The following is a 19765-nucleotide window of genomic DNA, read 5'->3' as shown; positions in this document are numbered from 1 at the left end:
AAGGCCAGGCAGCACCTTGCAGCACCCCGCGCGGTGGTGAAGAATTCCTTCACATGAGCCGCGCGGGGTCAGCCCACGGTGCTGCCGAAGACCTCGTCGCGCACCGCGTCCAGGGCCGTGCGCAGGGCACCGTGCAGGATCGGCTCCTCGGTCAGCCCGGTCGGCACCACCCGGGGGCGCACCAGGGTGATCGCGGCCACCTCGTGCTGCACCCGCTCGGCGAGCGCCGCCCCGCCGGCCTGACCGACCTCGCCCGCGAGCACCACCAGTGGCGGGTCGAGCACCACGCAGGTGCTCGCCACGCCCAGGGCCAGCCGGCGGGCCAGCTCGTCGAGCAGCGGGCCGCCCGCGGTGCCGGCGGCGATGGCCGCGCGCACCGCGTCGGCCGCCGAGTCGGCGGGCAGCCCGTGCTCCCGGGCCACCGCGAGCACCGCGTCCGCCCCGGCGAGCTGCTGGAAGGCCGGCTTGGCGCGGCGCGACACGTCGCGCGGGATGGGCACGCCGGGCACCGGCAGGTAGCCGATCTCGCCGGCCGCGCCGCTGCTGCCGTGGTGCAGCCGGCCGCCGAGCATGATCGCCAGGCCGACGCCCGCGCCGACCCAGACCAGCACGAAGTCGCGGTTCTCCCGGGCCGCCCCCGACTGCGCCTCGGCCACGGCGGCCAGGTTGACGTCGTTCTCGAAGACCACCGGCGTGGCCAGGTCCTCGCGCAGCGCGGCGAGCAGGCCCCGGTGCCAGCGCGGCAGGTTGAACGCGAACGTGATGTCGCCGCTGGCCGGGTCGACCAGGCCGGGGGTGCCCAGCACCACCCGGCGCACGCTGGACAGCTCCGCGCCGGCGCTGCTCGCGGCCTGCACGACGGCGTTGTGCACCACCCCGACCGGGTCGTCGGTGTCCCGGGTGGACTGCTCCACGCGGGAGACGACCGCGCCGGTGATGTCCGCGCAGGCGGCCACGACCCGCTCGGCGCCGACGTCCACCCCGACCACGTACGCCGAGCCCGGCCGGACGGCGTACAGCTGGGCGTTCGGGCCCCGCCCGCCGGCCTGCTCGCCGACCCGGGCGACCAGGCCGCGCTCCTCCAGCCGCTCGACGAGCTGGGAGGCGGTGACCTTGGACAGCCCGGTCAGCTCGCCGAGCCGGGCCCGGGTCAGTGGCCCCTGCTCCAGCAGCAGCTCCAACGCCGCGCGGTCGTTGAGCGCCCGCAACAGGCGGGGGGTGCCGGGCAGCCGGGTCGCACTCATGCCACGTCCTCTATTTTTCGCAAACTTTGCTAACCAAACCGACACGCGGGTGACCGTAGCGTAACGGCCACCCCGAACCTGGGTACTCGGACGACCCGGCACCGGCCGACGCCTCCGGTACGACGACCGTGCCCGACCGGGCACGGCAGAGGGGAGACCTCCGTGGGGACCGATCCTGGACTGCGCCGGCTCGCGCTGGGCACGCTGCTCGCCGCGTACCCGGGGCCGGTCCCGCCCGGCTGGGCCGTCGACCTGGTCGCCGAAGGGCTCGCCGGGCACACCCTGTTCGGCACGAACGTGCACGACCCGGCCCAGGTGGCGGCGAGCACGGCCGCGCTGCGCGCCGCCCGCCCCGACGTGCTGGTCGCGATCGACGAGGAGGGCGGGGACGTGACCCGCCTCGCCCACGCGACCGGCAGCCCGTACCCGGGCAACGCCGCCCTCGGCGCGGTCGACGACCCGGCGCTGACCGGGCGGGTGTACGCGGCGATCGGCGCCGAGCTGGCCGCCCTGGGGATCACCGTTGACCTCGCCCCGACCGTGGACGTGAACACCGCCGACGAGAACCCGGTGATCGGCACCCGCTCGTTCGGCGCGGACCCGGCCCGGGTGGCCGTCCACTCGGCCGCCGCCGTCGCCGGCCTCCAGTCGACCGGCGTGGCCGCCTGCGCCAAGCACTTCCCCGGCCACGGCGCGACGGTCGCCGACAGCCACCACGAGCTGCCCACCGTGGAGGCGTCCCCGGCGGTGCTGCGCGAGCGCGACCTGCCCCCGTTCGCGGCGGTCGTCGACGCCGGCGTCACGTCGATCATGACCGCGCACATCCGGGTGCCCGCGCTCACCGGCGACGGCCCGGCCACCTTCAGCCGCGCGGTCCTGGTCGACCTGCTCCGCCGTGAGCTGGGCTTCACCGGGGCGGTGATCACCGACGCGCTGGAGATGAAGGGCGCGGCGCTGGCCGCCGGCGGCATCGGCCCGGCCGCCGTCCTGGCGCTCGCCGCCGGGGCGGACCTGCTCTGCATCGGCGCGCGGGTCGACGCCGGCCTGGTCGAGCGGGTCGCCGCCGAGATCGTCGCCGCGCTCGGCGACGGCCGGCTCGACCGGGCCCGGGTCGAACGGGCCGCCGGCCGGGCCGCCGCGCTCGCCGCCGCGACCCGCGCCGCCGGCCCGTCGCCGATCACCCCCACCGACCTGGGGTACGCCGCCGCGCGGCGCGCCGTCCGCGTGGAGGGCGACGTCGCCGGGCTGGGCCGGCCCCTCGTCGTACGGCTGGACGCCGCGACCACGATCGCGCAGGGTCGGGTGCCGTGGGGCCTCGGCCCGCACCTGGCCGGGTCGGAGGAGATCCTGGTGCTGGCCGCCGAGGCGGACGCGGCCGCGCTGCGCGCCCGCGCCGGGGAGCGGCCGATCGTGCTGGTCGGCCGGCACCTGCACCGGCTGCCGGGCGGCGCGGCGCTGGTGGACGCGCTGACCGCCGTGCACCCGGTGGTCGTGGTCGAGATGGGCTGGCCGGGGCGGTGGAGGCCGGCAAGCGCCCGCGCGTTCGTCACCACGTACGGCGCGAGCCACGCCAACGGGCGCGCCGCAGCACAGGCCCTCGGCCTGACCCCTGACGACCTGACCGCCTGACCCGCGCACCACCGCTAACCCGCTCTTGAACGTGTTCAAGTTGTGCCCTACGCTGAGGGCGGCCTGAATTTGAACGCGTTCAAGAAAGGTGTCGGGATGGACGTCAAGGTCTGGATGTACCTGGTCTACCTCGCGGTCAGCATCGGCCTGACCGTCTGGGTGGCGCGGTCGCTGTCCCGCAACGGGCTGGTCTTCCTGGAGGAGGTCTTCGCCGACGAGCGGCTGGCCCGCGCCGTCAACAGCCTCCTGGTGGTCGGCTTCTACCTGCTCAACCTCGGCTACGTGACGGTGGCGATGCGGCACCGCGACCCGGTCACCGGCACCAGTCAGGCGATGGAGGAGCTGTCCCTGAAGGTGGGGCTGGTGCTGCTGGTGCTCGGCGCGCTGCACTTCTTCAACGTGTTCGCGCTCGGCCGCTACCGCCGGGGCCGGCTGCGCCAGCTCGCCACGCACCCCCCGGTGGCACCCGTCGCCCGGCTCGCCCCGCCGCCCGCCCAGCCGGGCCCGCACGCGCCACACGTGCCACACATGCCGTACCCGGTCGCCCCACACCCCGCCGCCCCGCACCCCGCTGGCCCGCAGCCCGCCGGGCCCCCGGCCGCCCCGCACGGTGGCGCGACGGGCGCCGGCCCGGTCCCGCCGGCCCGATGAGCGGCCACTCTCCCGTTCCGGTGGGCGACGCCGGTCCCACCGCACACGGGGGCGGTGGGATCGGCGGCCTCACCGTCCTCTACGACGCGCACTGCCCGCTGTGCCGGGCCGCCCGGCGCTGGCTGGCCACGCGCGCCCAGCTCGTACCCCTGGAATTCGTGCCGGCCGGGTCGGTCGAGGCCCGGCGGCGCTTCCCCGGCCTCGACCACGACGCCACGCTGCGCGACCTGACCGTGGTGGCCGACACCGGCGAGGTGTACGCGGGCGACGGGGCCTGGTTCGCCTGCCTGTGGGCGCTGGCGGACCACCGGGCCACGGCCGAACGGCTGGCCCGGCCGCACCTCATGCCGCTGGCCCGACGGGTGGTGGCCGCCGCCTCGTCGGTCCGCGGGCTGGTCCGCGAAGAGTGGGACGGATCGGTCGGCCCCGACCCGGGATACGGTGACGACGATGACCGAGCAGAGTGCGGCGACGACCGCTGCGGGCGAGGCGGCGACCGTCCGGGGTGAGCAGACGCGGCGGCTGATCCTGGACACCGCGCTGCGGATGTTCCGCGAACGCGGCTACGCCCGCACCACCATGCGGGCCATCGCCCAGGAGGCGGGCGTCGCGGTCGGCAACGCGTACTACTACTTCGGCTCCAAGGACCACCTGATCCAGGAGTTCTACGCGGGCACGCAGGTGGAGCACCGGGCCGCCGCGGCGGCGGTGCTGGCGCGGGAGACCGAGTTCGGGCAACGGCTGGCCGGGGTGCTGCACGCCGGCATCGACGTGCTCACCCCGTACCACGAGTTCGCCGGGACGTTCTTCAAGACCGCGGCCGAGCCGACGTCGCCGCTGAGCCCGTTCTCCGCCGAGTCCGCCGCGCCCCGGCAGGCGTCGGTGGCGCTGTTCCGCGAGGTGCTCGACGGCTCGACCGCGAAGGTCGACCCCGAGCTGCGCCCGGAGCTGCCCGAGCTGCTCTGGCTGGCGTACCTGGGGGTGATCCTCTACTGGGTGCACGACCGCTCCCCCGGCCAGGCGAAGACCCGGCAGCTCGTCGACGGGGCGGTGCCGCTGGTCGACCGCCTCGTCGGCCTGTCCCGGCTGCGGGTGCTGCGGCCGGCCACCCGCCAGGCGATCAGCCTGATCCGCACGCTGCGTCACTGACGCGCGACCCGGCGCCACGCCAAGCCGCAGGTCAAGTCGCAGGTCAAGTCCACTAGACGACACCGCCGACCCGCCGGCCGCCCTTGCCCACCGCCGATCTCATTACGTAGCGTCATGGGCGGGACGGCGGCCGGCGGGAGCGACCGGTCGCGCCGAGGGAGGACCTGGGGGGAGGCCACGCGGACCGTGGATCCGGCCCGGGATCCACGGTCCGCGCCCGGCTCACGGGGGATAGACCCCGTACGACCGCCAGCCCCGGTCGGGGAAGCCGGCGGCCTCCGCCACCCGCGCCGACGCGCCGTTGGCCGGGTCGTGCCGGTACGTCGGCACGGCCCCCTCGTCGAGCACCCGCCGGGCGGCCTGGGCCACCAGCCGCCGGGCCAACCCCCGGCCCCGGGCGGCCCGCACGGTGCCGACGGCCAGCTCGTGGCCGTGCGCGTCGTGCCGCTTGATCGCCACGCCCGCCAGGTACCGCCCGTCGGCGTCCCGCACCACCAGCACCTCGCGGTCGAACAGCCCCAGCCACCGGGGCAGCCCCGGCTCGGTCGGCGCGATCCACTCCCCCACCTCCGGCAGCGGGGCCGGTGCCAGGGTCCACCGGAACACGTCGTCGTTGGACACCCAGCGGGGATGCGCGACGGCGACCGGCAGGCCGGCGAGCAACCGCCGCTGCGACCGGGCGGCGAGCGCCCGGACCTCCGGGACGTGCCGGGGCGCGACCGAGAGCACCGTGCCGCGCCCGTCGCCGACCGCGATCGCCGGGCGGAGCCGGCCGTCCCAGGCGGGCAGGTCACGCCGGTACGAGCCGACCACGTGCAGCCCCGGGCCCGGCGGCCACTGCCCGAGCCAGGTCACCAGGTGCAGGTACAGCCGCCGGTCGCCCACCGGTCGCCTCCCTCCGCAGCGCCCGCCGGGGGGCGCCGCCATGATCACGGTACGCCGGTGGGCTCGCGATGGTGCGCGGGTTGGTTGAGGCCCGGGGCGGACGGGTAGACGTGGGGCGGCACCGCCGCCGGCCGACGGTGCGTCGTCACGCCGCCGACGGCGGGAACCCGAGGCGCTTTGACCACGTCATATCTATTTCCATACATGTACAACTTTATTTGGGACGGTATGGTCATGCCGAAACTGCCTGAGGACCGACACGAGCAGGACGCCGAGCGGCGCTGGCGGGGTGCGCGCGAGTGGTTCCCGGCACAGCCGGCGTACCGGGAGGCGCGCAACGTGCGCGGCGTGCGGCCGGCGCTGTCCTGGGCGGAGCTGAACCGACTGCCGGCCGGCCTCTCCACCCGGCGCGGCCTCACGGCCCGCTGACCCGCCCCGGACCGACGCGGGCCGGGTGGGCTCAGAGCTGGGCGGCGATGGCCTTCGCGCTGTCCACGTCCGGGCCGGGCAGCGGGACGAAGACCGTCCGCCGGTAGTATTCCAGCTCGCGGATGCTCTCCCGGATGTCGGCCAGCGCCCGGTGGGCCAGCCCCTTCTTGGGCTGCCCGAAGTAGACCCGCGGATACCAGCGCCGGCACAGCTCCTTGATGGAGGAGACGTCGATCATCCGGTAGTGCAGGTGGGCGTCGAGGCGCGGCATGTCCCGGGCGATGAAGCCCCGGTCGGTGGCGATCGAGTTGCCGCACAGCGGCGCGGAGCGGGCGTCCTTCACGTGGCTGGTGACGTAGTCGAGCACCAGGTCCTCGGCCTCGGCGAGGGTCACGGTGGAGCGCCGGACCTCCTCGGTCAGCCCGGACTTGCCGTGCATGGTCCGGACGATCTCCGGCATCGCCGCCAGCGCCGCCTCGTCGGCGTGGATCACCACGTCGACCCCGTCGCCGAGCACGTTGAGGTCGGGATCGGTGACCAGCGCGGCGACCTCGATCAGGGCGTCCCTGCCGAGGTCCAGCCCGGTCATCTCACAGTCGATCCAGACGAGAAGATCAGCCACGGGCACAGCCTACGCGCAGCCCGCACCCTCGCGCCTCGGCACCGTACGCGGGATGGACCGCTAGGGTTTCCCCGTGCCAGCTGAACCGATCGCGCCACCCTCCGTGACCGCCGCCGAACCGGGCGGCCGCCGGGTCCGCCGGCTGGTCACGGTGCTGGCGCTGGCGGCCGTGCTGCCGGCGCTGTACCTGCCGGGCCTGAAGCACGACTTCCTCGATCTCAAGATCTACATGCGGGCGATGGACTGGTGGGCCGCCGGCCACCCGCTCTACGACTACGTGCAGCCGGACCGGGTGCAGGGCGAGCTGTACTTCACCTACCCGCCGGTGAGCGCGCTGCTGCTGCGCCCGTTCGCGCTGCTGCCGCTGGGGCTGACGATCGCAGTCTTCACGGTGCTCACCGTGCTCGGCGTGGTGGTGACCACGCGGTGGCTGCTCGCCCCGGTCATCGCCCGGCACGGGCTGCCCCGGGTGTTCACCGTCACCGTCGGGGTGCTGCTGGTCTTCGCCGTGGAGAGCACCCGGGAGACGATCACCTTCGGTCAGATCAACATGCTGCTGGTCGTGCTGATCCTGGCCGACCTGCTGTTCGCCGTGCCGCAGGGGCGGCGCTGGGCGGGCGTGGGCGTCGGGCTGGCCACCGCGCTGAAGCTCTATCCCGGCATCTTCATCGTCTACCTCCTGGCCACCCGGCGGTGGCGGGACGCGGCCGTGGCCTCGGCGACCGCCGCCGGCGCCACGCTGCTCGCCGCGGCCGTGGCGCCGGCGGACTCGTGGCGGTTCTTCACCCACGAGCTGTGGGCGACCGACCGGGTCGGGCGCACCGACTACACCGGCAACCAGTCGCTGTTCGGTCTGCTCAGCCGGCTCACCGCGCCCGCCGAGCCGAGCCGGGTGCTGTGGCTGGCGCTGGCCCTGCTGGTCGCCGGGTACGGGCTGTGGCGGGCCGCCCGCGCCGCCCGCGCCGGGGACGCGCTGACCGGCCTGACGCTGACGGGCCTGGTCGGGGCGCTGGTCAGCCCGATCACCTGGACCCACCACATCTACTGGTTCGTGCCGACGGTGGTGCTGCTGGCCGACGCGGCGCTCGGCACGGACCCGACGACGCCGGCCGGGGCGCGGCGGCGACGGTGGCTGGCCGGCCTGGCCGTCGGCACCGGCGCGCTGATCGTCTACGGGGTGGTGTCGTTCCACGACTGGGGGGTGGCCCCGGTGCCCACCGACTCGCCCGGTGAGTTCCTGGCGCGCAACACGTACGTGCTGCTGAGCCTGCTGCTGGTGGTGGCCCTGCCCGTCGCACGCCCCGCCCCGGCGTCCGCCCACCAGGGCGAAAAATCGCGCCAAATGGACACTTCTCCCGAGTAGCGTCGTTACCGGTTAATCTTACCCATACCTCGGGCATCCCCCGTGGCACCGATCCCCCGGTGCAGGCGGCCCTCCGTGTCGGCAGCACGGAGGGCCGCTCGCCTGCCGCGTAAGGAGGGGCCCCCTGTTAACGCATTCGGTAGAGAGGGGTCCCCTTCTCACCGGCCCGGGGGCAGAGCTGGGCGGAGCTGGCCACCGGGTGCCGATCAGGGATGCTGGCGGCGGGCGCCGGGCGCGGCGGGGCGGATACGGCGGGGCTCGACGCGGCGCGGCTCGACGCGTACCGGACGGGTGGTGGCCTCCGGCGCGGCCGGCGGCCAGGCCGGCGACGCCGGGCGGGCCGGCGAACCGGACGGCGAACCGGACGGGAAGGGCGGCGGGGCCAGGTCGGCGAGGGTGACCGGGCGGCGGGCCGGTGCCGGCCCCAGCGCGGGGCGGGGCCGCTCGGCCGACGCACCCACCGCGACCAGTTGCCGGTCGGCGACGACGGCCGGGGCCGACACGGGGCGCGCGCCCAGCCCGCTGAGCGAGGTCACCCCGAGCCGGTCGGCGAGCACCGGGACCTGGTCGGGCTCGACCACGAAGACCACCTCGCGCGGTCGCGCCGGGCGCAGCAGCAGCGCGGCGGACGCCACCAGCAGGACGCCGAGGACGCCCAGCAGCCAGGCGGCCGCCGGGAACCAGTCGGCGCCCGCGCGCGCCTGGAGGGCGACCACCCCGAATCCCACGGTGAACCCGCCGGCGGCGTCGGAGTGCCGGGACAGGACGCCGAGCACACCCGCGGCCAGTAGCGCCGGGAGACCGATGGTGAGCAGCAGCATGCCGACGAGCGCGCGAGCGATCCGCATCCGTGTCGTTCCCTTCCGTGGCCTGAGTACCCGGCCGACCTTACCGGCGCAAAAGGCGCAATCGGCCCGATATCAGCAGCAACGGCGTACGACGGGGGCCGGAAACGGGCCGGCCCGCCGGGTGGACCGGCGGGCCGACGGGCGAGGGCTCCCGGGTCAGCTCGTCGCGGCCGGGCCCCGCCGGGTACGGGCGAACGCGAGCCCGCCGAGGACCAGCCCGGCCAGCCCGGCGACCAGCCCCGCGACGCCGAACGCGAGGCCCGCCCCGCCCTCGGAGTCGTCATCGTCGTCCGCCGCCGCCGCGGGCGCCGCCGGGGCCGGGGCACCCTCCGTCGGGGCGGCAGCGGTCAGGGTGAGCACCGGGGCCGGGTTCTCCGGCTCCTCCGCCCCGGCGGTCGGCTCCTCGATCCAGCGCACCACCGTGCCGTCGGAGTAGGTCTGGAGCGCCTTGAACACCATCGTGTCCACCTGCGGCAGCGGCCCCATCGACACCGGGAACTCCTGGAACTGGCCCGGCTTCACCGCCGCGTCCCCGGTCGCCGTCCAGGTGATCTTCGCCACCGCCTCGGTGACCTCGCTGCCGTGCACCTGCACCGGCGGGTCGACCTTGCGCTTCTCCACCGCCACCGTCCAGCCCGGCACCGGCATCGTCGACACCGAGCCGACCGGCGCGTTCTCCGGCAGCACCACCTCGACCTTGGTCGTCGAGGCCTCGTCGCCCTCGTTCGGCACCCGGAACGCGAACCGGCCGTAGCCGCCCTGCGTCGCCTCCTTCGGGTTGACCGAGACGTGCGCCGAGGCGGGCGCGGCCACGCCGAGCACGACGGCGGCGACGGCACCGAGGGCCAGGGCGGCGGCGGTTACGGAACGCCGGTGACGGAGCATGGGAATACCTTTCGTTAACGGATCGGCACGGTGGCGCTCACCGTGGCCTGGTCGATGTCCGAAATGCGGACGGTGAAGCGGAACTGCCACTCCCCCGAGGCGGGCAGGTTGATCTCCCCGGACGCGTGGTTGTCGGTCAGCGGCAGCAGCGGGATGTCGATCGGCTCGATGCCCGCCGACGGCAGCGCCGCGGTCGCCTTCCACTCGGCCACCGGCTGCGGCCGGTTGTCCGACGTGTACGCGTACAGGTGCATCGAGTTGTTGCCCCGCCCGGCCGGGTCCAGCTCCACCTGGAGCGAGTAGATCGGGCTGGACAGCGTGGTGGTGAAGAAGGTGTCCGGCGTACCGGCCACCTCGGCGGCGCTGCGGGCCGGCGGGGTCTGCACCAGGGTCGCCGTCGCGCCGAGCACCACGGCCGTGATCGCCAGCTCGACCCAGACCGCCCGGCGCACCGGGGCCGGGTGGGCCGCGGCGGTGCGCCGGCGCACCAGCGCCCGGGAGTACGCGGCCACGCCGATCACCAGCGCGAACAGCGCGATCTTGGCCAGCACCAGCCGCCCGTACGTGGTGTCGACCAGGGCCGACGGGGTGGCCACCTCGATCAGCGCCTGCACGGTGCCGGCGAGCAGCAGCGCCGCGACCGACAGCGCCGCCCAGCGCGACCAGACGGGCAGGATCGCGCCCAACTCCCGCTCGTCGGCCAGGCGCAGCAGGAAGCCGCCGAGCATCACCAGCCCGCCCAGCCACACGGCCATGCTGCCCAGGTGCACCGCGTCGACCACCACCGACACCGCCGGTGCGGGCGAGGCCGCCGGGTGCCCGGCCAGCGGCCAGGTGAACAGCGCCGCGCCGCCGAGGACCGCCAGGATGATCGCGTCGGTGCGCCCCACCGGCCCGGCGAAGAGCGGGCGGAGCAGGAACGCCGCCGCCGCGAGCAGGCCGAGCCGGACCAGGTGCGTCGTGCCGTACGTGCCGCCGAGCACGTCGCCGAAGCCCGCGCCGGTCACGTCGAACAGCCCGCCGCCGGCGGTGTAGGGCACCTGGAGCCACAGCTCGGCCAGCGTGGCGAACGCCAGCACGCCGAGCCCCACCCAGGCGAGCCGGGCCGGGCCACGGCGGTCGAGCCGGCGCGGCCACAGCGCGCCGAGCACCAGCGCGGGGCCGACCAGCAGGAGCAGACCGGCGTAGCCCAGGTATTTGGCGACCTTGACGCCGGTCTCCACCACCGGGTCGGCCCGGGTGTCCGACCCGCTGTCCGTCGGCGGGGTCGACGGCGCGCCCACCGACCAGGTGAACGCGCCGGAGATCGGGTGGTTGTCCGCCGAGATCACCCGGTAGCTGATCAGGTACGTCCCGCGCCCCGCCGACGGGTCCACCGGGATCGTCACCACCGTGTCGGAGAACGACGGCTCGCCCCGGTCGGCCCGCGCCCCGTCCGGGGCGATCACCCGGATCTTCCCGGCCACCTTGCGCACCGGCTCGCTGAACGTCAGCACCACCTCGGACGGCGCGCTCGGCACCACGGCGGAGGCGGCCGGGCTGCTGCTCACCAGCACGGCGTGGGCGCTCGCGGGGGTGGCGGGGGCCAGCAGCAGGGCGACGACGGTGACGAGCAGGCCGGCGAGCGCGCCGAGGCGCGCGAGCCGGCGGGGGGGCCGGAGAGTGGCAGCAGTCATGCCGGCCATGCTCGCCGATGAACCGGCCGATCGGCGAGCCCCAGCGGGCGGTTCGGCTCGCCGCCGGCGCGCCCCAGGGCCCACAGCAGGCCCGCCTGCACGACGGCCGCCAGGTGTCCGGCCTCGTGCACCAGGGCGGTGGTCGAGTTGGCGATGTCCAGCGCGCTGGTGGCCGCCAGGCAGAGCGCCAGCACCAGGGCCACCGGCAGGAAGGCCCGGGCCCGCTCCGGCCGCCACGCCGCGAGGGCGAAGCCCACCGCGAGCGCCACGTCGAACGAGGCCATCTCGCGGCCGGTGTGCGCGTCCGCGCCCACCCCGAAGCCGCCGACCAGGACGGGCAGCGCCACGGCGAGCTGGGCGACCGCGGCCACCGCCACGGCCACCCGCAGGAGCTGGCGTCGGGCGCGCACGGTCGCGGCGGCGGCGGCCCGTGCCGTGGCCCGCTCGGCGGCGACCGCCGCCAGCACGGACGCGGTGAGGTCGGGCACCCGCACCGGGCGCAGCCGGGTGAACCGGGTCACCTGCTCGGCGCTGGCCAGCCAGGACCGGCAGTCGGGGCAGGAGCCGGTGTGTGCGTCCAGCGCCGCCGGCGACGCCTGTGGGTCCTCGCCGTCGAGCCGCGCCGACAGTGCCACGCGGACGTCGTCGCAAGTCATAGGAGGGTGGTCGGGCGGCGCACCGGAAAAGTTCCCGGAGTGTGCCACGTCATCGGAAGGGTCGAAGGACCCTGCCCACCGCCGGCACGCCGCGTACCGTGGTCTGACGTGATCCCCGCGCCGCGCGAGCCCGCCGCCGACGGTCCCACCGACCCGGCCCGCAGTCGTGCCCCCGACCCGGCGACCGCACGCGAGCCCGACCCGGCGACCGGCTGGGCGCTGGCCGCCCGCGACGGCGACCCGGCCGCCCAGGCGGCGTTCGTCCGGGCCACCCAGGCCGAGGTGTGGCGGTTCGCCGCCGCGCTGGTCGACCCCGACACCGCCGACGATCTCACCCAGGAGACCTACCTGCGGGCGTTCCGGGCGCTGCCCGCCTTCGCGGGGCGGTCCAGCGCCCGCACCTGGCTGCTCGGCATCGCCCGCCGCGCCTGCGCCGACCACCTGCGCGTCGTGGTCCGCCGCCGCCGGCTCGCCGAACGGCTGGCCAGCCACGCCCACACCGACCTGCCGCACCCGGACCCCGCCGGGCAGCTCGGCGCAGCCGACCTGGTGCGCCGGCTGCCCGCCGAGCGGCGGGGGGCGTTCGTGCTCACCCAACTGCTCGGCCTGTCGTACGCCGAGGCCGCCGCCGTGGAGGGGGTGCCGGTCGGCACCATCCGCTCCCGCGTGGCCCGGGCCCGCCACGACCTGGTCGAGGCGGCCGGCGACGCCCTGGCCGGATGACCGGAAACGCCGGCCGTGACCGGGAACTCCTGCGCGACGGGGAACCTCCGCCGGGCCCGGGACGACCAATGACCGTGACCGCATCGCACACCGGGGCCGCCCGTTGGGCCGCCGTCCGGCCCTGGCTCGGCGTCGCCGCCCGGCTCGGCCTGGCCGCCGTCTGGCTGATCGCCGGCGGGGCCAAGGTCGGCGACCTGGCCGCCTCCGGGCGTGCCGTCAACGCGTACCAGGTCATGCCGTACGACGTCGCGACCGTGATCGGCGCGGCGCTGCCCTTCGTCGAGCTGGCCCTCGGGGCGCTGCTGCTGTTCGGCCTGGCCACCCGCCTGGCCGCCGGGATCTCGGCGGCCCTGCTGGTCGTCTTCGTCGCCGGCATCGCCTCGGCCTGGTCGCGCGGCCTGGCCATCGACTGCGGCTGCTTCGGCAGCGGCGGGCAGCTCGCCGCCGGGCAGGCACCGAGCTACCTCCCGGAGATCCTCCGGGACCTGGGATTCCTGGCCCTGGCCGGGTTCCTGCTGATCTGGCCCCGCACCCCCGTCTCCGTCGACGGCTGGCTCGCGGGCCCACCGGTGGAGGACGATGATGAGTAGTCGCAAGGGGCAGAAGGACGCCGCCCGGGTGGTCCGCGAGCAGCTGGCCCGGGAGCGCCGGCGCAAGCGCACCCTCTGGACGTCGCTGGTGGCGGTCGCCGTGCTGGTCATCGCCGGCGGGATCGGCTGGGCCGTCTGGTCCAGCCAGCGCTCCGACACCTTCACCGCCCCGCCGGGCGCGACCGAGGCCGGCACCGGCATCGCGTACGGGACGGGCCCGGTCACCATCGACCTGTACGAGGACTTCCTCTGCCCCGCCTGCAACCAGTTCCAGCAGACCAGCGGCGCGACGATCGACCAGCTCGTCAGCGAGGGCAAGGCGCGGGTGGTGTTCCACCCCGTGGCCTACCTCAACCGGTTCTCCACGACCGAATACTCCACCCGCTCCTCCGCCGCCTCCGGCTGCGCCGCGAAGGGCGGCAAGTTCCAGGAGTACGCGAAGGCGCTGTTCGCCAAGCAGCCGCCCGAGGGCGGCGCGGGGCTGAGCGACGACGAGCTGGTCGACATCGGCGCGGGCGTCGGGCTGAACCGGGACGACTTCGCCTCCTGCGTCTCCGACGGGACGTACAAGGCGTGGACCGAGCACGTCACCGACGACGCGAGCCGGGCCGGCGTCACCGGCACGCCCACCGTCAAGGTCAACGGCGCGGAGGTCGCCGACCGGTCGCCCGCGGGCCTCACGGCGGCGGTGGCGGCGGCCAGCAAGTGATCCCCGCTCCGCCGCGCCGCGCCGGGCTGGACCGCCCGGCCGGGCTGGACCGCCGCGCCGGCGTGGCCGGGCCGGCCGTCGTCGCCCGGCTGGCCGGCGTGCTCGTCGGGCTGGTCGCCGCGCTCGCCACGGCGACGCCGGCCGCCGCGCACGGCGGGGAGTCGCCCGACGGCACGGACTACCGGGCCGAGGTGACCGGCGTCGCACCGGACCGGCCCGGGCTGACCGCCCGCGTCGTGGAGGGCGGGGCGCGGCTGGAGCTGGTCAACCGCACCGGGCGGCCGATCGAGGTGATCGGCTACACCGGCGAGCCGTACCTGCGCGTCGGGCCGGACGGGGTCTACGAGAACAGCCGCTCCCCGGCGACGTACCTGAACCGGACCCTCGCCGGGGACACGGCCCTGCCCGCCCAGGCGGACCCGGCCGCCGCCCCGGACTGGCGGCGCGTCGGCGACGGGCCGACGGCCCGCTGGCACGACCGGCGGGCCCGCTGGCAGGAGCCGGCCCCGCCGGCGGTGGTGCGCGCCGACCCGACCCGTGAGCAGCGGGTGCGGGACTGGGTGGTGCCGCTGCGCGACGGCGCCGAGCCGGTGGAGATCCGGGGCACCCTCGACTGGGTGCCGCCGCCCGACGCGTACCCCTGGTGGGTGGCGACCACGCTCGGCTTCCTGCTGGTCGGCTCCGCCGGGCTGCTGGCGGCCGGCACCCCGCTCGGGGCGCGGGCGCTCGCCGGCGCCGGCGCGGCGCTGGCGGCCGGCGGGGTCGCCGCGATCGTGTTCACCGTGGGCCGGGAGCTGGACGCGGGCGCCACGGGCGTCGGCGGCGTGCTGCTGGGCCTGCTCGGCGGGCAGATCTGGGCGCTGCTCACCGGCCTCGGCGCGCTCGCGGCGGGCGGGTACGCGCTGGCCCGCCGCCCCGCCGCCGACTTCGCCCTCGCGTTGGCCGGGGGGTGCCTCGCCCTGTTCGCCGGGGTCACCAACGTCGCCGTCCTCGCCCGCTCGGTCCCCCCGCTCCCCTGGCCCGGCGGGCTGGCCCGCACCCTGCTCGTGGTGATCCTGGCCACGGGGGCCGGCGCCACGGCGGCCGGCCTGCTCCGCCTCCGCGCCGCCGCCCACCCGGGGAGTCCCCGCCCCACCCCCGACGTGACGGAGCCGGTCAGGGGGTGAAGCCGTAGGGCAGCTCCAGGCGGTGCGCCGCCAGCAGCTCCCGGTCGGCCAGCAACTCCCGGGTGTCGGCGTCGGCGACGATGCGCCCGCCGTCGAGGATCACCGACCGGTCGCACAGCTCCAGCGCGTACGGCAGGTCGTGCGTGACCATCAGCAGGGTCACCGGCAGGCCGCGCAGGATCTCGGCCAGCTCCCGGCGGGCCGCCGGGTCGAGGTTGGACGACGGCTCGTCCAGCACCAGGATCTCCGGGTGCATGGCCAGCACGGTGGCCACCGCCACCCGGCGGCGCTGCCCGAACGACAGGTGGTGCGGGGCCCGGTCCCGGTGCTCGCCCATCCCCACCGCCGCGAGTGCTTCGTCGACCCGGGCGGCCAGCTCGGCCCCGCGCAGGCCCAGGTTGGCCGGGCCGAACGCCACGTCCTCGGCGACCGTGGGCAGGAAGAGCTGGTCGTCCGGGTCCTGGAAGACGATCCCGACCCGGCGGCGGATCTCCGCGAGGGTGTCCCGGTCGCGGCTCACCGTCAGCCCGCCGACGCTCACCGAGCCCTCGGCGGCGGTGAGGATGCCGTTGAGGTGCAGCACCAGCGTCGTCTTGCCCGCGCCGTTGGGCCCGAGCAGCGCCACCCGTCCGCCGCGCGCCACGGTCAGGTCGACCCCGTGCAGGGCGACGTGCCCGTCCGGGTACGCGTACCGGACACCGCGCACGTCCAGGGAGGGGGGAGCCGGGTTCTGCACGTCCCCGATCATGTCAGGGCGACGGCGGTCGCGGCGATCCCGGCCGCGACCAGCGGCACCGTCGCCCCGACCAGCCACTGCCCCGCGCTCGCCGCGCCCGCCCCCTGCCACACCGCCGGCATCCGGCCGGAGTAGCCGCGCGACAGCATCGCCAGGTAGACCCGCTCGCCGCGCTCGAACGCGCGCAGGAACAGCGCGCCGACCCCGGCGGCGAAGCCGCGCAACTGCCACAGGAAGCGCGGGTCGTCGCCCCGGGAGACCCGGGCCACCCGCATCCGGCGGGCCTCGCCGACCAGCACGTCCAGGTAGCGGAGCATGAACGTGGCGATCTGGGTGACGATCTGCGGGCAGCGCAGCCGGTCCAGGCCGACGATCAGGTCCCGCGTCGTCGTGGTCGCGGCCAGCAGGAGCGACGCGAGCACCCCCAGCGTGCCCTTCGCGACGATGTTCCAGCCGCCGAGCAGCCCGTCGACGGACAGGGCCAGCCCGGCCACCTCGACCCGCTCGCCCGCACCGAGGAACGGCAGCGCGACCGCGAAGAGCACGAACGGCAGCTCGATCGCCGCGCGGCTGAGCAGCCAGCCCGGCCCGACCCGGGCCAGCGCGGCCACGGCGGCGACCAGCAAGGCGTACCCGCCGAACGCCCAGAACGCCGTGCGCGGGGTGGCCACCACGGCGAGGGTGAACAGCACCATCGCGGCGATCTTCACCTCCGGCGGCAGGCGGTGCACCGGGGAGGTCGCCTCCCGGTAGAGCACGTGCGCGTGACCGGCCCCCATCGACGGGCCGCCTACCGGGACCGCGCGGCGCGCGACGCGTCGTCGGCCGGCGGCTGCGGGCCGGCGGTCGTCGACTGCGCGTCGGCCGTCGGCGACTGCGCGCCGGCGGTCGGTGGCTGCGCGCCGCGGCGGCGCAGCAGCCAGAAGACGCCGCCGCCCACGGCGAAGGTGAGCAGCACGCCGAGCACCCCGGACAGGCCGGTGGAGAGGAAGTCGTTGTCGAGGCCGCGGACGCCGTAGTCGGCCAGCGGGCTGTCGGCCAGCTCGTGGTCGCGCTCCTGCTGGGCGGGGCAGCTGCCGCCCGTGATCTCCCCCTCGGCGTCGACCGTGCAGCCCTTGAGCAGCGACGAGTCCAGCCCGTCGGGGTGCGAGGAGGCGTAGTTGCTCACCACGCCCGCCAGCAGCAGGGCGACCAGCAGCCCGCCGACGACGAAACCCCAGGGACGCTTGCTCATCGGGCACCTCCGGCGACCGGGACGACGGGAGCCGGCGCGGCCGGCCTGAGGGCGCGCAGCGCGTACACCAGATCGGGGCGGACCTTGGCGACGGTGACCACCGTGGTCGCGGTGATCAGGCCCTCGCCGATGCCGATGAGCAGGTGGACGCCGGCCATCGTGCCGGCCAGGCCGGCGAGGTTGCCGCCCAGGTCGGTGGTGCCGCCCAGCCAGTACTGGAGCACGAAGCCCTGCGACGCGACCACGACGCTGACCAGCGCCGAGACGAAGGCCGTCACGGCGAGGCCGGCCGGGGTGCGCGGCAGCACCCGCAGCAGCAGGGCGATCAGCAGGTACGCCGCCGCGGTGCCGAGGACCGCCATGTTGGTGACGTTGAGGCCGAGCATCGCCACCCCGCCGTCGCCGAAGACCAGCGCCTGCACGACCAGCACGACCGCCACGCAGAGCGCGCCGACCCACGGGCCGACCAGCAGCGCGGCGAGCGCGCCGCCGAGCAGGTGGCCGCTCACCCCGGCGGTGAAGATCGGGAAGTTGAGCATCTGGACGGCGAAGATGAACGCGGCGACGAGCCCGGCCATCGGGGCGAGCCGGTCGTCGAGGTCGCGCCGGCCGCGCAGCACGCAGAGGGTCAGCACGGCCAGGGCGAACGCGGCGAAGACGGCAGCGACCGGGCCGTTCACGATGCCGTTGGAGATGTGCATCGCCAGGGTTTCCACTCGACCTCCCGCAGGCCCGGCGGGAGCGTCCACGCCGGCTCGGCCCAGCCTATTTCCACGGATGAGCTGTTGCCAATCCCTGGCAACAGCGTCGAGGCGCTGATCACCGCCCGGCCGGGGACCACCGCGCGGGGCCGGGACCGCCGCGCGCCCCGCCCGGGACCGCCGCGCGCGCCCCGCCCGGACCGCCGCGCGCGCCCCGCCCGCCATGTCGGGGACATGGGGCCATCACCGCCCCCGGGATCCCGCGATGTCGGCGACATGGCGGGCGGCGTCGGACCGGCAGCCCAGGGCGGCGTCGGACCGGCAGCCCAGGGCGGCGGTAGGGTTCGGCCATGACCGCGCCAGCCCGCCTCAGCCCCGGTGACCCCGCGCCCGAGTTCAGCCTGCCGACCGATACCGGCGAGACCCTCTCCCTGGCCGACCTGCGCGGCCGGACGGTGATCCTGTACGCCTACCCCGCCGCGATGACCCCCGGCTGCACCAAGCAGGCGTGCGACTTCCGCGACTCGCTCGCCTCGCTCCGGTCCGCTGGCTACGAGGTGGTCGGCATCTCGCCGGACAAGCCGGAGAAGCTGGCGAAGTTCCGCGAGCGGGACGCCATCACCTTCCCGCTGGTCGCCGACACCGACCGGGCGGTGCTCACCGCCTACGGCGCGTACGGCGAGAAGCAGTCCTACGGGCGCACGGTGACCGGGGTGATCCGGTCCACCTTCGTCATCGACCCCGACGGCAAGATCGAGCGGGCGCTCTACAACGTCAAGGCCACCGGCCACGTCGCCAAGCTGCGCCGCGACCTCGGCCTCGACTGAGCGGGAGGGCGACCGGGCGACGACCCGGCGACCGGGTGACGCCCGCGCCGCAGGCCCGACACCCCCACGCCCCGCGCCGCACGCCGGGTCACAACGGCAAGCAGCGAGATGGCCGGGGCACCACCCGCCGTCGATACTTTCCACGTAGCGATCAGACTACGGCCGGTCACGCCGGGGATCGCGGGCCCGCCGCACACGGGCACCGGGACGAAGGCGGCTGCCGGCATCCGCGCGGGGAAGGGGCAGCTGTGGACTACGCCGAAATCGTGCACCTGGTGAACACCGATCCGGTGGCCCAGATCTTGCTGGAGTCGCCGGTCGCGATGCGGCTCGGCTACGTGGGCCTGGACGGTCACCCGCGCACGGTGCCGGTCGCGTACCTGTGGAACGGCGAGGCGTTCCAGTTCGCCAGCCCGACGACCGCGTACAAGGTGCGGGCGATCGCGGCGCATCCGCAGGTCTCCTTCAGCGTCGACACGTACTCGCCGGAGGTGCGGCGGAAGGTCGCGGCGCAGCTCGGCCCGACCGTCTCCGACTACACGCCCGTCGTCATGCTGGTGCGCGGCACGGCGTCCATCGAGGTCCACCCCGGGGTCCCGGACGTGCACGTCAAGGCGTCCTGGCGGATGTTCGCGGACAAGAGCCTGGCCCCGGGCTGGGAGCAGCAGAAACGCGCGCACACGACCGACATGGCGGTGATCACCATCAAGCCGACCCACGTCACGCTGTGCGACTTCGTGACCCGGTTCCCGCCGCCGGTCGAGATCAACGCGCCCGCCCACAACCCGGCGCACGGCGGCAGCGGCGGCGCGCCGGTCCCGGTCACCTGAGTCCGGGCGGGATCCGGGCGGTCCGCCTGCCGGACGGTGCTAACACGAGGGACGCCGAACCCTCTAGACTCCTCGGGCAGGCGGGAGTGGTGGAATTGGGTAGACACGCAGGATTTAGGTTCCTGTGTCCGTGAGGACGTGGGGGTTCGAGTCCCCTCTCCCGCACCACGGGTTCCATCGCGCGCGTCATCGCGGTCGACGGGTCGGTCGAT

23 protein-coding genes and 1 tRNA gene are annotated in these 19765 nt (G+C 75.7%); 13 read left to right on the top strand and 11 right to left on the bottom strand.

What is annotated here, in order from left to right:
* Positions 1-68 precede the first annotated feature (68 nt).
* Positions 69-1244, bottom strand: a complete 1176-nt coding sequence (locus tag GA0070558_RS00735) for an ROK family transcriptional regulator (protein ID WP_091274366.1) — start codon at positions 1242-1244, stop codon at positions 69-71.
* Positions 1245-1406: 162 nt separating this feature from the next.
* On the opposite strand from GA0070558_RS00735, the gene GA0070558_RS00730 reads away from it, so the two are divergent.
* The 4 genes from GA0070558_RS00730 (at position 1407) to GA0070558_RS00715 (ending at position 4673) form a co-directional block, all read left to right on the top strand.
* Entirely contained in the window at positions 1407-2873 is a 1467-nt protein-coding gene (locus tag GA0070558_RS00730) for a glycoside hydrolase family 3 N-terminal domain-containing protein (RefSeq protein WP_091274362.1), read from the top strand.
* A gap of 96 nt (positions 2874-2969) precedes the next feature.
* Complete coding sequence (locus tag GA0070558_RS00725; RefSeq protein WP_091274359.1) at positions 2970-3524, top strand: hypothetical protein; 555 nt, start codon at positions 2970-2972, stop codon at positions 3522-3524.
* 20 nt (positions 3525-3544) lie between these two features.
* On the top strand, positions 3545-4033 hold the full coding sequence (locus GA0070558_RS00720) for a thiol-disulfide oxidoreductase DCC family protein (RefSeq protein WP_256091675.1): 489 nt from the start codon (positions 3545-3547) through the stop codon (positions 4031-4033).
* Positions 3975-4673 (top strand): TetR family transcriptional regulator, encoded by a 699-nt coding sequence (locus GA0070558_RS00715; protein ID WP_091274352.1) that lies wholly within the window; start codon positions 3975-3977, stop codon positions 4671-4673. The genes GA0070558_RS00720 and GA0070558_RS00715 overlap by 59 nt, the downstream gene beginning before the upstream one ends.
* Before the next feature lie 222 nt (positions 4674-4895).
* On the opposite strand, the gene GA0070558_RS00710 is transcribed toward GA0070558_RS00715, so the two are convergent.
* Positions 4896-5558 (bottom strand): GNAT family N-acetyltransferase, encoded by a 663-nt coding sequence (locus tag GA0070558_RS00710; RefSeq protein WP_091274349.1) that lies wholly within the window; start codon positions 5556-5558, stop codon positions 4896-4898.
* Positions 5559-5792: 234 nt separating this feature from the next.
* Between GA0070558_RS00710 and GA0070558_RS00705 the strand changes: the two genes are divergently transcribed.
* Positions 5793-5987 carry a hypothetical protein gene (locus GA0070558_RS00705; RefSeq protein WP_091274774.1) on the top strand — a complete coding sequence of 65 codons (195 nt, stop codon included), beginning with the start codon at positions 5793-5795 and terminating at the stop codon, positions 5985-5987.
* A 31-nt stretch (positions 5988-6018) separates the two neighbouring features.
* On the opposite strand, the gene orn is transcribed toward GA0070558_RS00705, so the two are convergent.
* Positions 6019-6615 (bottom strand): oligoribonuclease, encoded by a 597-nt coding sequence (orn, locus tag GA0070558_RS00700; RefSeq protein ID WP_077936524.1) that lies wholly within the window; start codon positions 6613-6615, stop codon positions 6019-6021.
* 67 nt (positions 6616-6682) lie between these two features.
* On the opposite strand from orn, the gene GA0070558_RS00695 reads away from it, so the two are divergent.
* On the top strand, positions 6683-7972 hold the full coding sequence (locus tag GA0070558_RS00695; protein ID WP_091274346.1) for a glycosyltransferase family 87 protein: 1290 nt from the start codon (positions 6683-6685) through the stop codon (positions 7970-7972).
* 206 nt (positions 7973-8178) lie between these two features.
* Here GA0070558_RS00695 and GA0070558_RS00690 read toward each other — a convergent pair whose 3' ends face one another.
* The 4 genes from GA0070558_RS00690 to GA0070558_RS00675 all read right to left on the bottom strand — a co-directional run bounded on the left by GA0070558_RS00690 (position 8179) and on the right by GA0070558_RS00675 (position 12037).
* A complete protein-coding gene (locus tag GA0070558_RS00690) occupies positions 8179-8820 on the bottom strand; it encodes a hypothetical protein (RefSeq protein WP_091274343.1) in 642 nt (213 codons plus the stop codon).
* Positions 8821-8976: 156 nt separating this feature from the next.
* A complete protein-coding gene (locus GA0070558_RS00685; protein ID WP_077936520.1) occupies positions 8977-9705 on the bottom strand; it encodes a YcnI family copper-binding membrane protein in 729 nt (242 codons plus the stop codon).
* A gap of 14 nt (positions 9706-9719) precedes the next feature.
* Positions 9720-11381 (bottom strand): copper resistance CopC/CopD family protein, encoded by a 1662-nt coding sequence (locus tag GA0070558_RS00680; RefSeq protein WP_091274770.1) that lies wholly within the window; start codon positions 11379-11381, stop codon positions 9720-9722.
* Positions 11378-12037 carry a zf-HC2 domain-containing protein gene (locus GA0070558_RS00675; protein ID WP_091274340.1) on the bottom strand — a complete coding sequence of 220 codons (660 nt, stop codon included), beginning with the start codon at positions 12035-12037 and terminating at the stop codon, positions 11378-11380. Before GA0070558_RS00675 ends, GA0070558_RS00680 begins: the two co-directional genes overlap by 4 nt.
* A 108-nt stretch (positions 12038-12145) precedes the next feature.
* Between GA0070558_RS00675 and GA0070558_RS00670 the strand changes: the two genes are divergently transcribed.
* The 4 genes from GA0070558_RS00670 (at position 12146) to GA0070558_RS00655 (ending at position 15225) form a co-directional block, all read left to right on the top strand.
* On the top strand, positions 12146-12760 hold the full coding sequence (locus GA0070558_RS00670; protein WP_077936518.1) for a sigma-70 family RNA polymerase sigma factor: 615 nt from the start codon (positions 12146-12148) through the stop codon (positions 12758-12760).
* 68 nt (positions 12761-12828) lie between these two features.
* The gene (locus GA0070558_RS00665; RefSeq protein WP_091274337.1) at positions 12829-13350 is read left to right on the top strand and encodes a MauE/DoxX family redox-associated membrane protein; all 522 of its coding nucleotides are present in this window, start codon (positions 12829-12831) and stop codon (positions 13348-13350) included.
* The gene (locus tag GA0070558_RS00660) at positions 13343-14059 is read left to right on the top strand and encodes a DsbA family protein (RefSeq protein WP_077936516.1); all 717 of its coding nucleotides are present in this window, start codon (positions 13343-13345) and stop codon (positions 14057-14059) included. The genes GA0070558_RS00665 and GA0070558_RS00660 overlap by 8 nt, the downstream gene beginning before the upstream one ends.
* Entirely contained in the window at positions 14056-15225 is a 1170-nt protein-coding gene (locus GA0070558_RS00655) for a hypothetical protein (RefSeq protein WP_256091671.1), read from the top strand. Before GA0070558_RS00660 ends, GA0070558_RS00655 begins: the two co-directional genes overlap by 4 nt.
* On the opposite strand, the gene GA0070558_RS00650 is transcribed toward GA0070558_RS00655, so the two are convergent.
* From GA0070558_RS00650 to GA0070558_RS00635, 4 genes are read right to left on the bottom strand one after another with little or no spacing between them, the layout of a single operon-like run.
* The gene (locus GA0070558_RS00650; protein ID WP_091274333.1) at positions 15215-15973 is read right to left on the bottom strand and encodes an energy-coupling factor ABC transporter ATP-binding protein; all 759 of its coding nucleotides are present in this window, start codon (positions 15971-15973) and stop codon (positions 15215-15217) included. The genes GA0070558_RS00655 and GA0070558_RS00650 overlap by 11 nt on opposite strands.
* Positions 15970-16740: a cobalt ECF transporter T component CbiQ gene (cbiQ, locus tag GA0070558_RS00645; RefSeq protein WP_043962201.1), complete on the bottom strand. Its 771-nt coding sequence runs from the start codon at positions 16738-16740 to the stop codon at positions 15970-15972. The genes GA0070558_RS00650 and cbiQ overlap by 4 nt, the downstream gene beginning before the upstream one ends.
* An 11-nt stretch (positions 16741-16751) precedes the next feature.
* On the bottom strand, positions 16752-17195 hold the full coding sequence (locus GA0070558_RS00640) for a PDGLE domain-containing protein (protein WP_091274329.1): 444 nt from the start codon (positions 17193-17195) through the stop codon (positions 16752-16754).
* The gene (locus tag GA0070558_RS00635; RefSeq protein ID WP_043962199.1) at positions 17192-17911 is read right to left on the bottom strand and encodes an energy-coupling factor ABC transporter permease; all 720 of its coding nucleotides are present in this window, start codon (positions 17909-17911) and stop codon (positions 17192-17194) included. The genes GA0070558_RS00640 and GA0070558_RS00635 overlap by 4 nt, the downstream gene beginning before the upstream one ends.
* Before the next feature lie 335 nt (positions 17912-18246).
* Between GA0070558_RS00635 and bcp the strand changes: the two genes are divergently transcribed.
* The 3 genes from bcp (at position 18247) to GA0070558_RS00620 (ending at position 19721) form a co-directional block, all read left to right on the top strand.
* Positions 18247-18723 (top strand): thioredoxin-dependent thiol peroxidase, encoded by a 477-nt coding sequence (gene bcp, locus GA0070558_RS00630; RefSeq protein WP_043962198.1) that lies wholly within the window; start codon positions 18247-18249, stop codon positions 18721-18723.
* Between the two features lie 248 nt (positions 18724-18971).
* The gene (locus GA0070558_RS00625; protein WP_091274326.1) at positions 18972-19553 is read left to right on the top strand and encodes a pyridoxamine 5'-phosphate oxidase family protein; all 582 of its coding nucleotides are present in this window, start codon (positions 18972-18974) and stop codon (positions 19551-19553) included.
* Positions 19554-19633: 80 nt separating this feature from the next.
* Positions 19634-19721, top strand: a tRNA-Leu gene (locus GA0070558_RS00620).
* Positions 19722-19765 lie beyond the last annotated feature (44 nt).

It is taken from the genome of Micromonospora haikouensis, assembly GCF_900091595.1.
GTDB classification, from domain to species: Bacteria; Actinomycetota; Actinomycetes; order Mycobacteriales; family Micromonosporaceae; genus Micromonospora; species Micromonospora haikouensis.
This window is presented reverse-complemented; position numbering and strand designations above follow the sequence as displayed.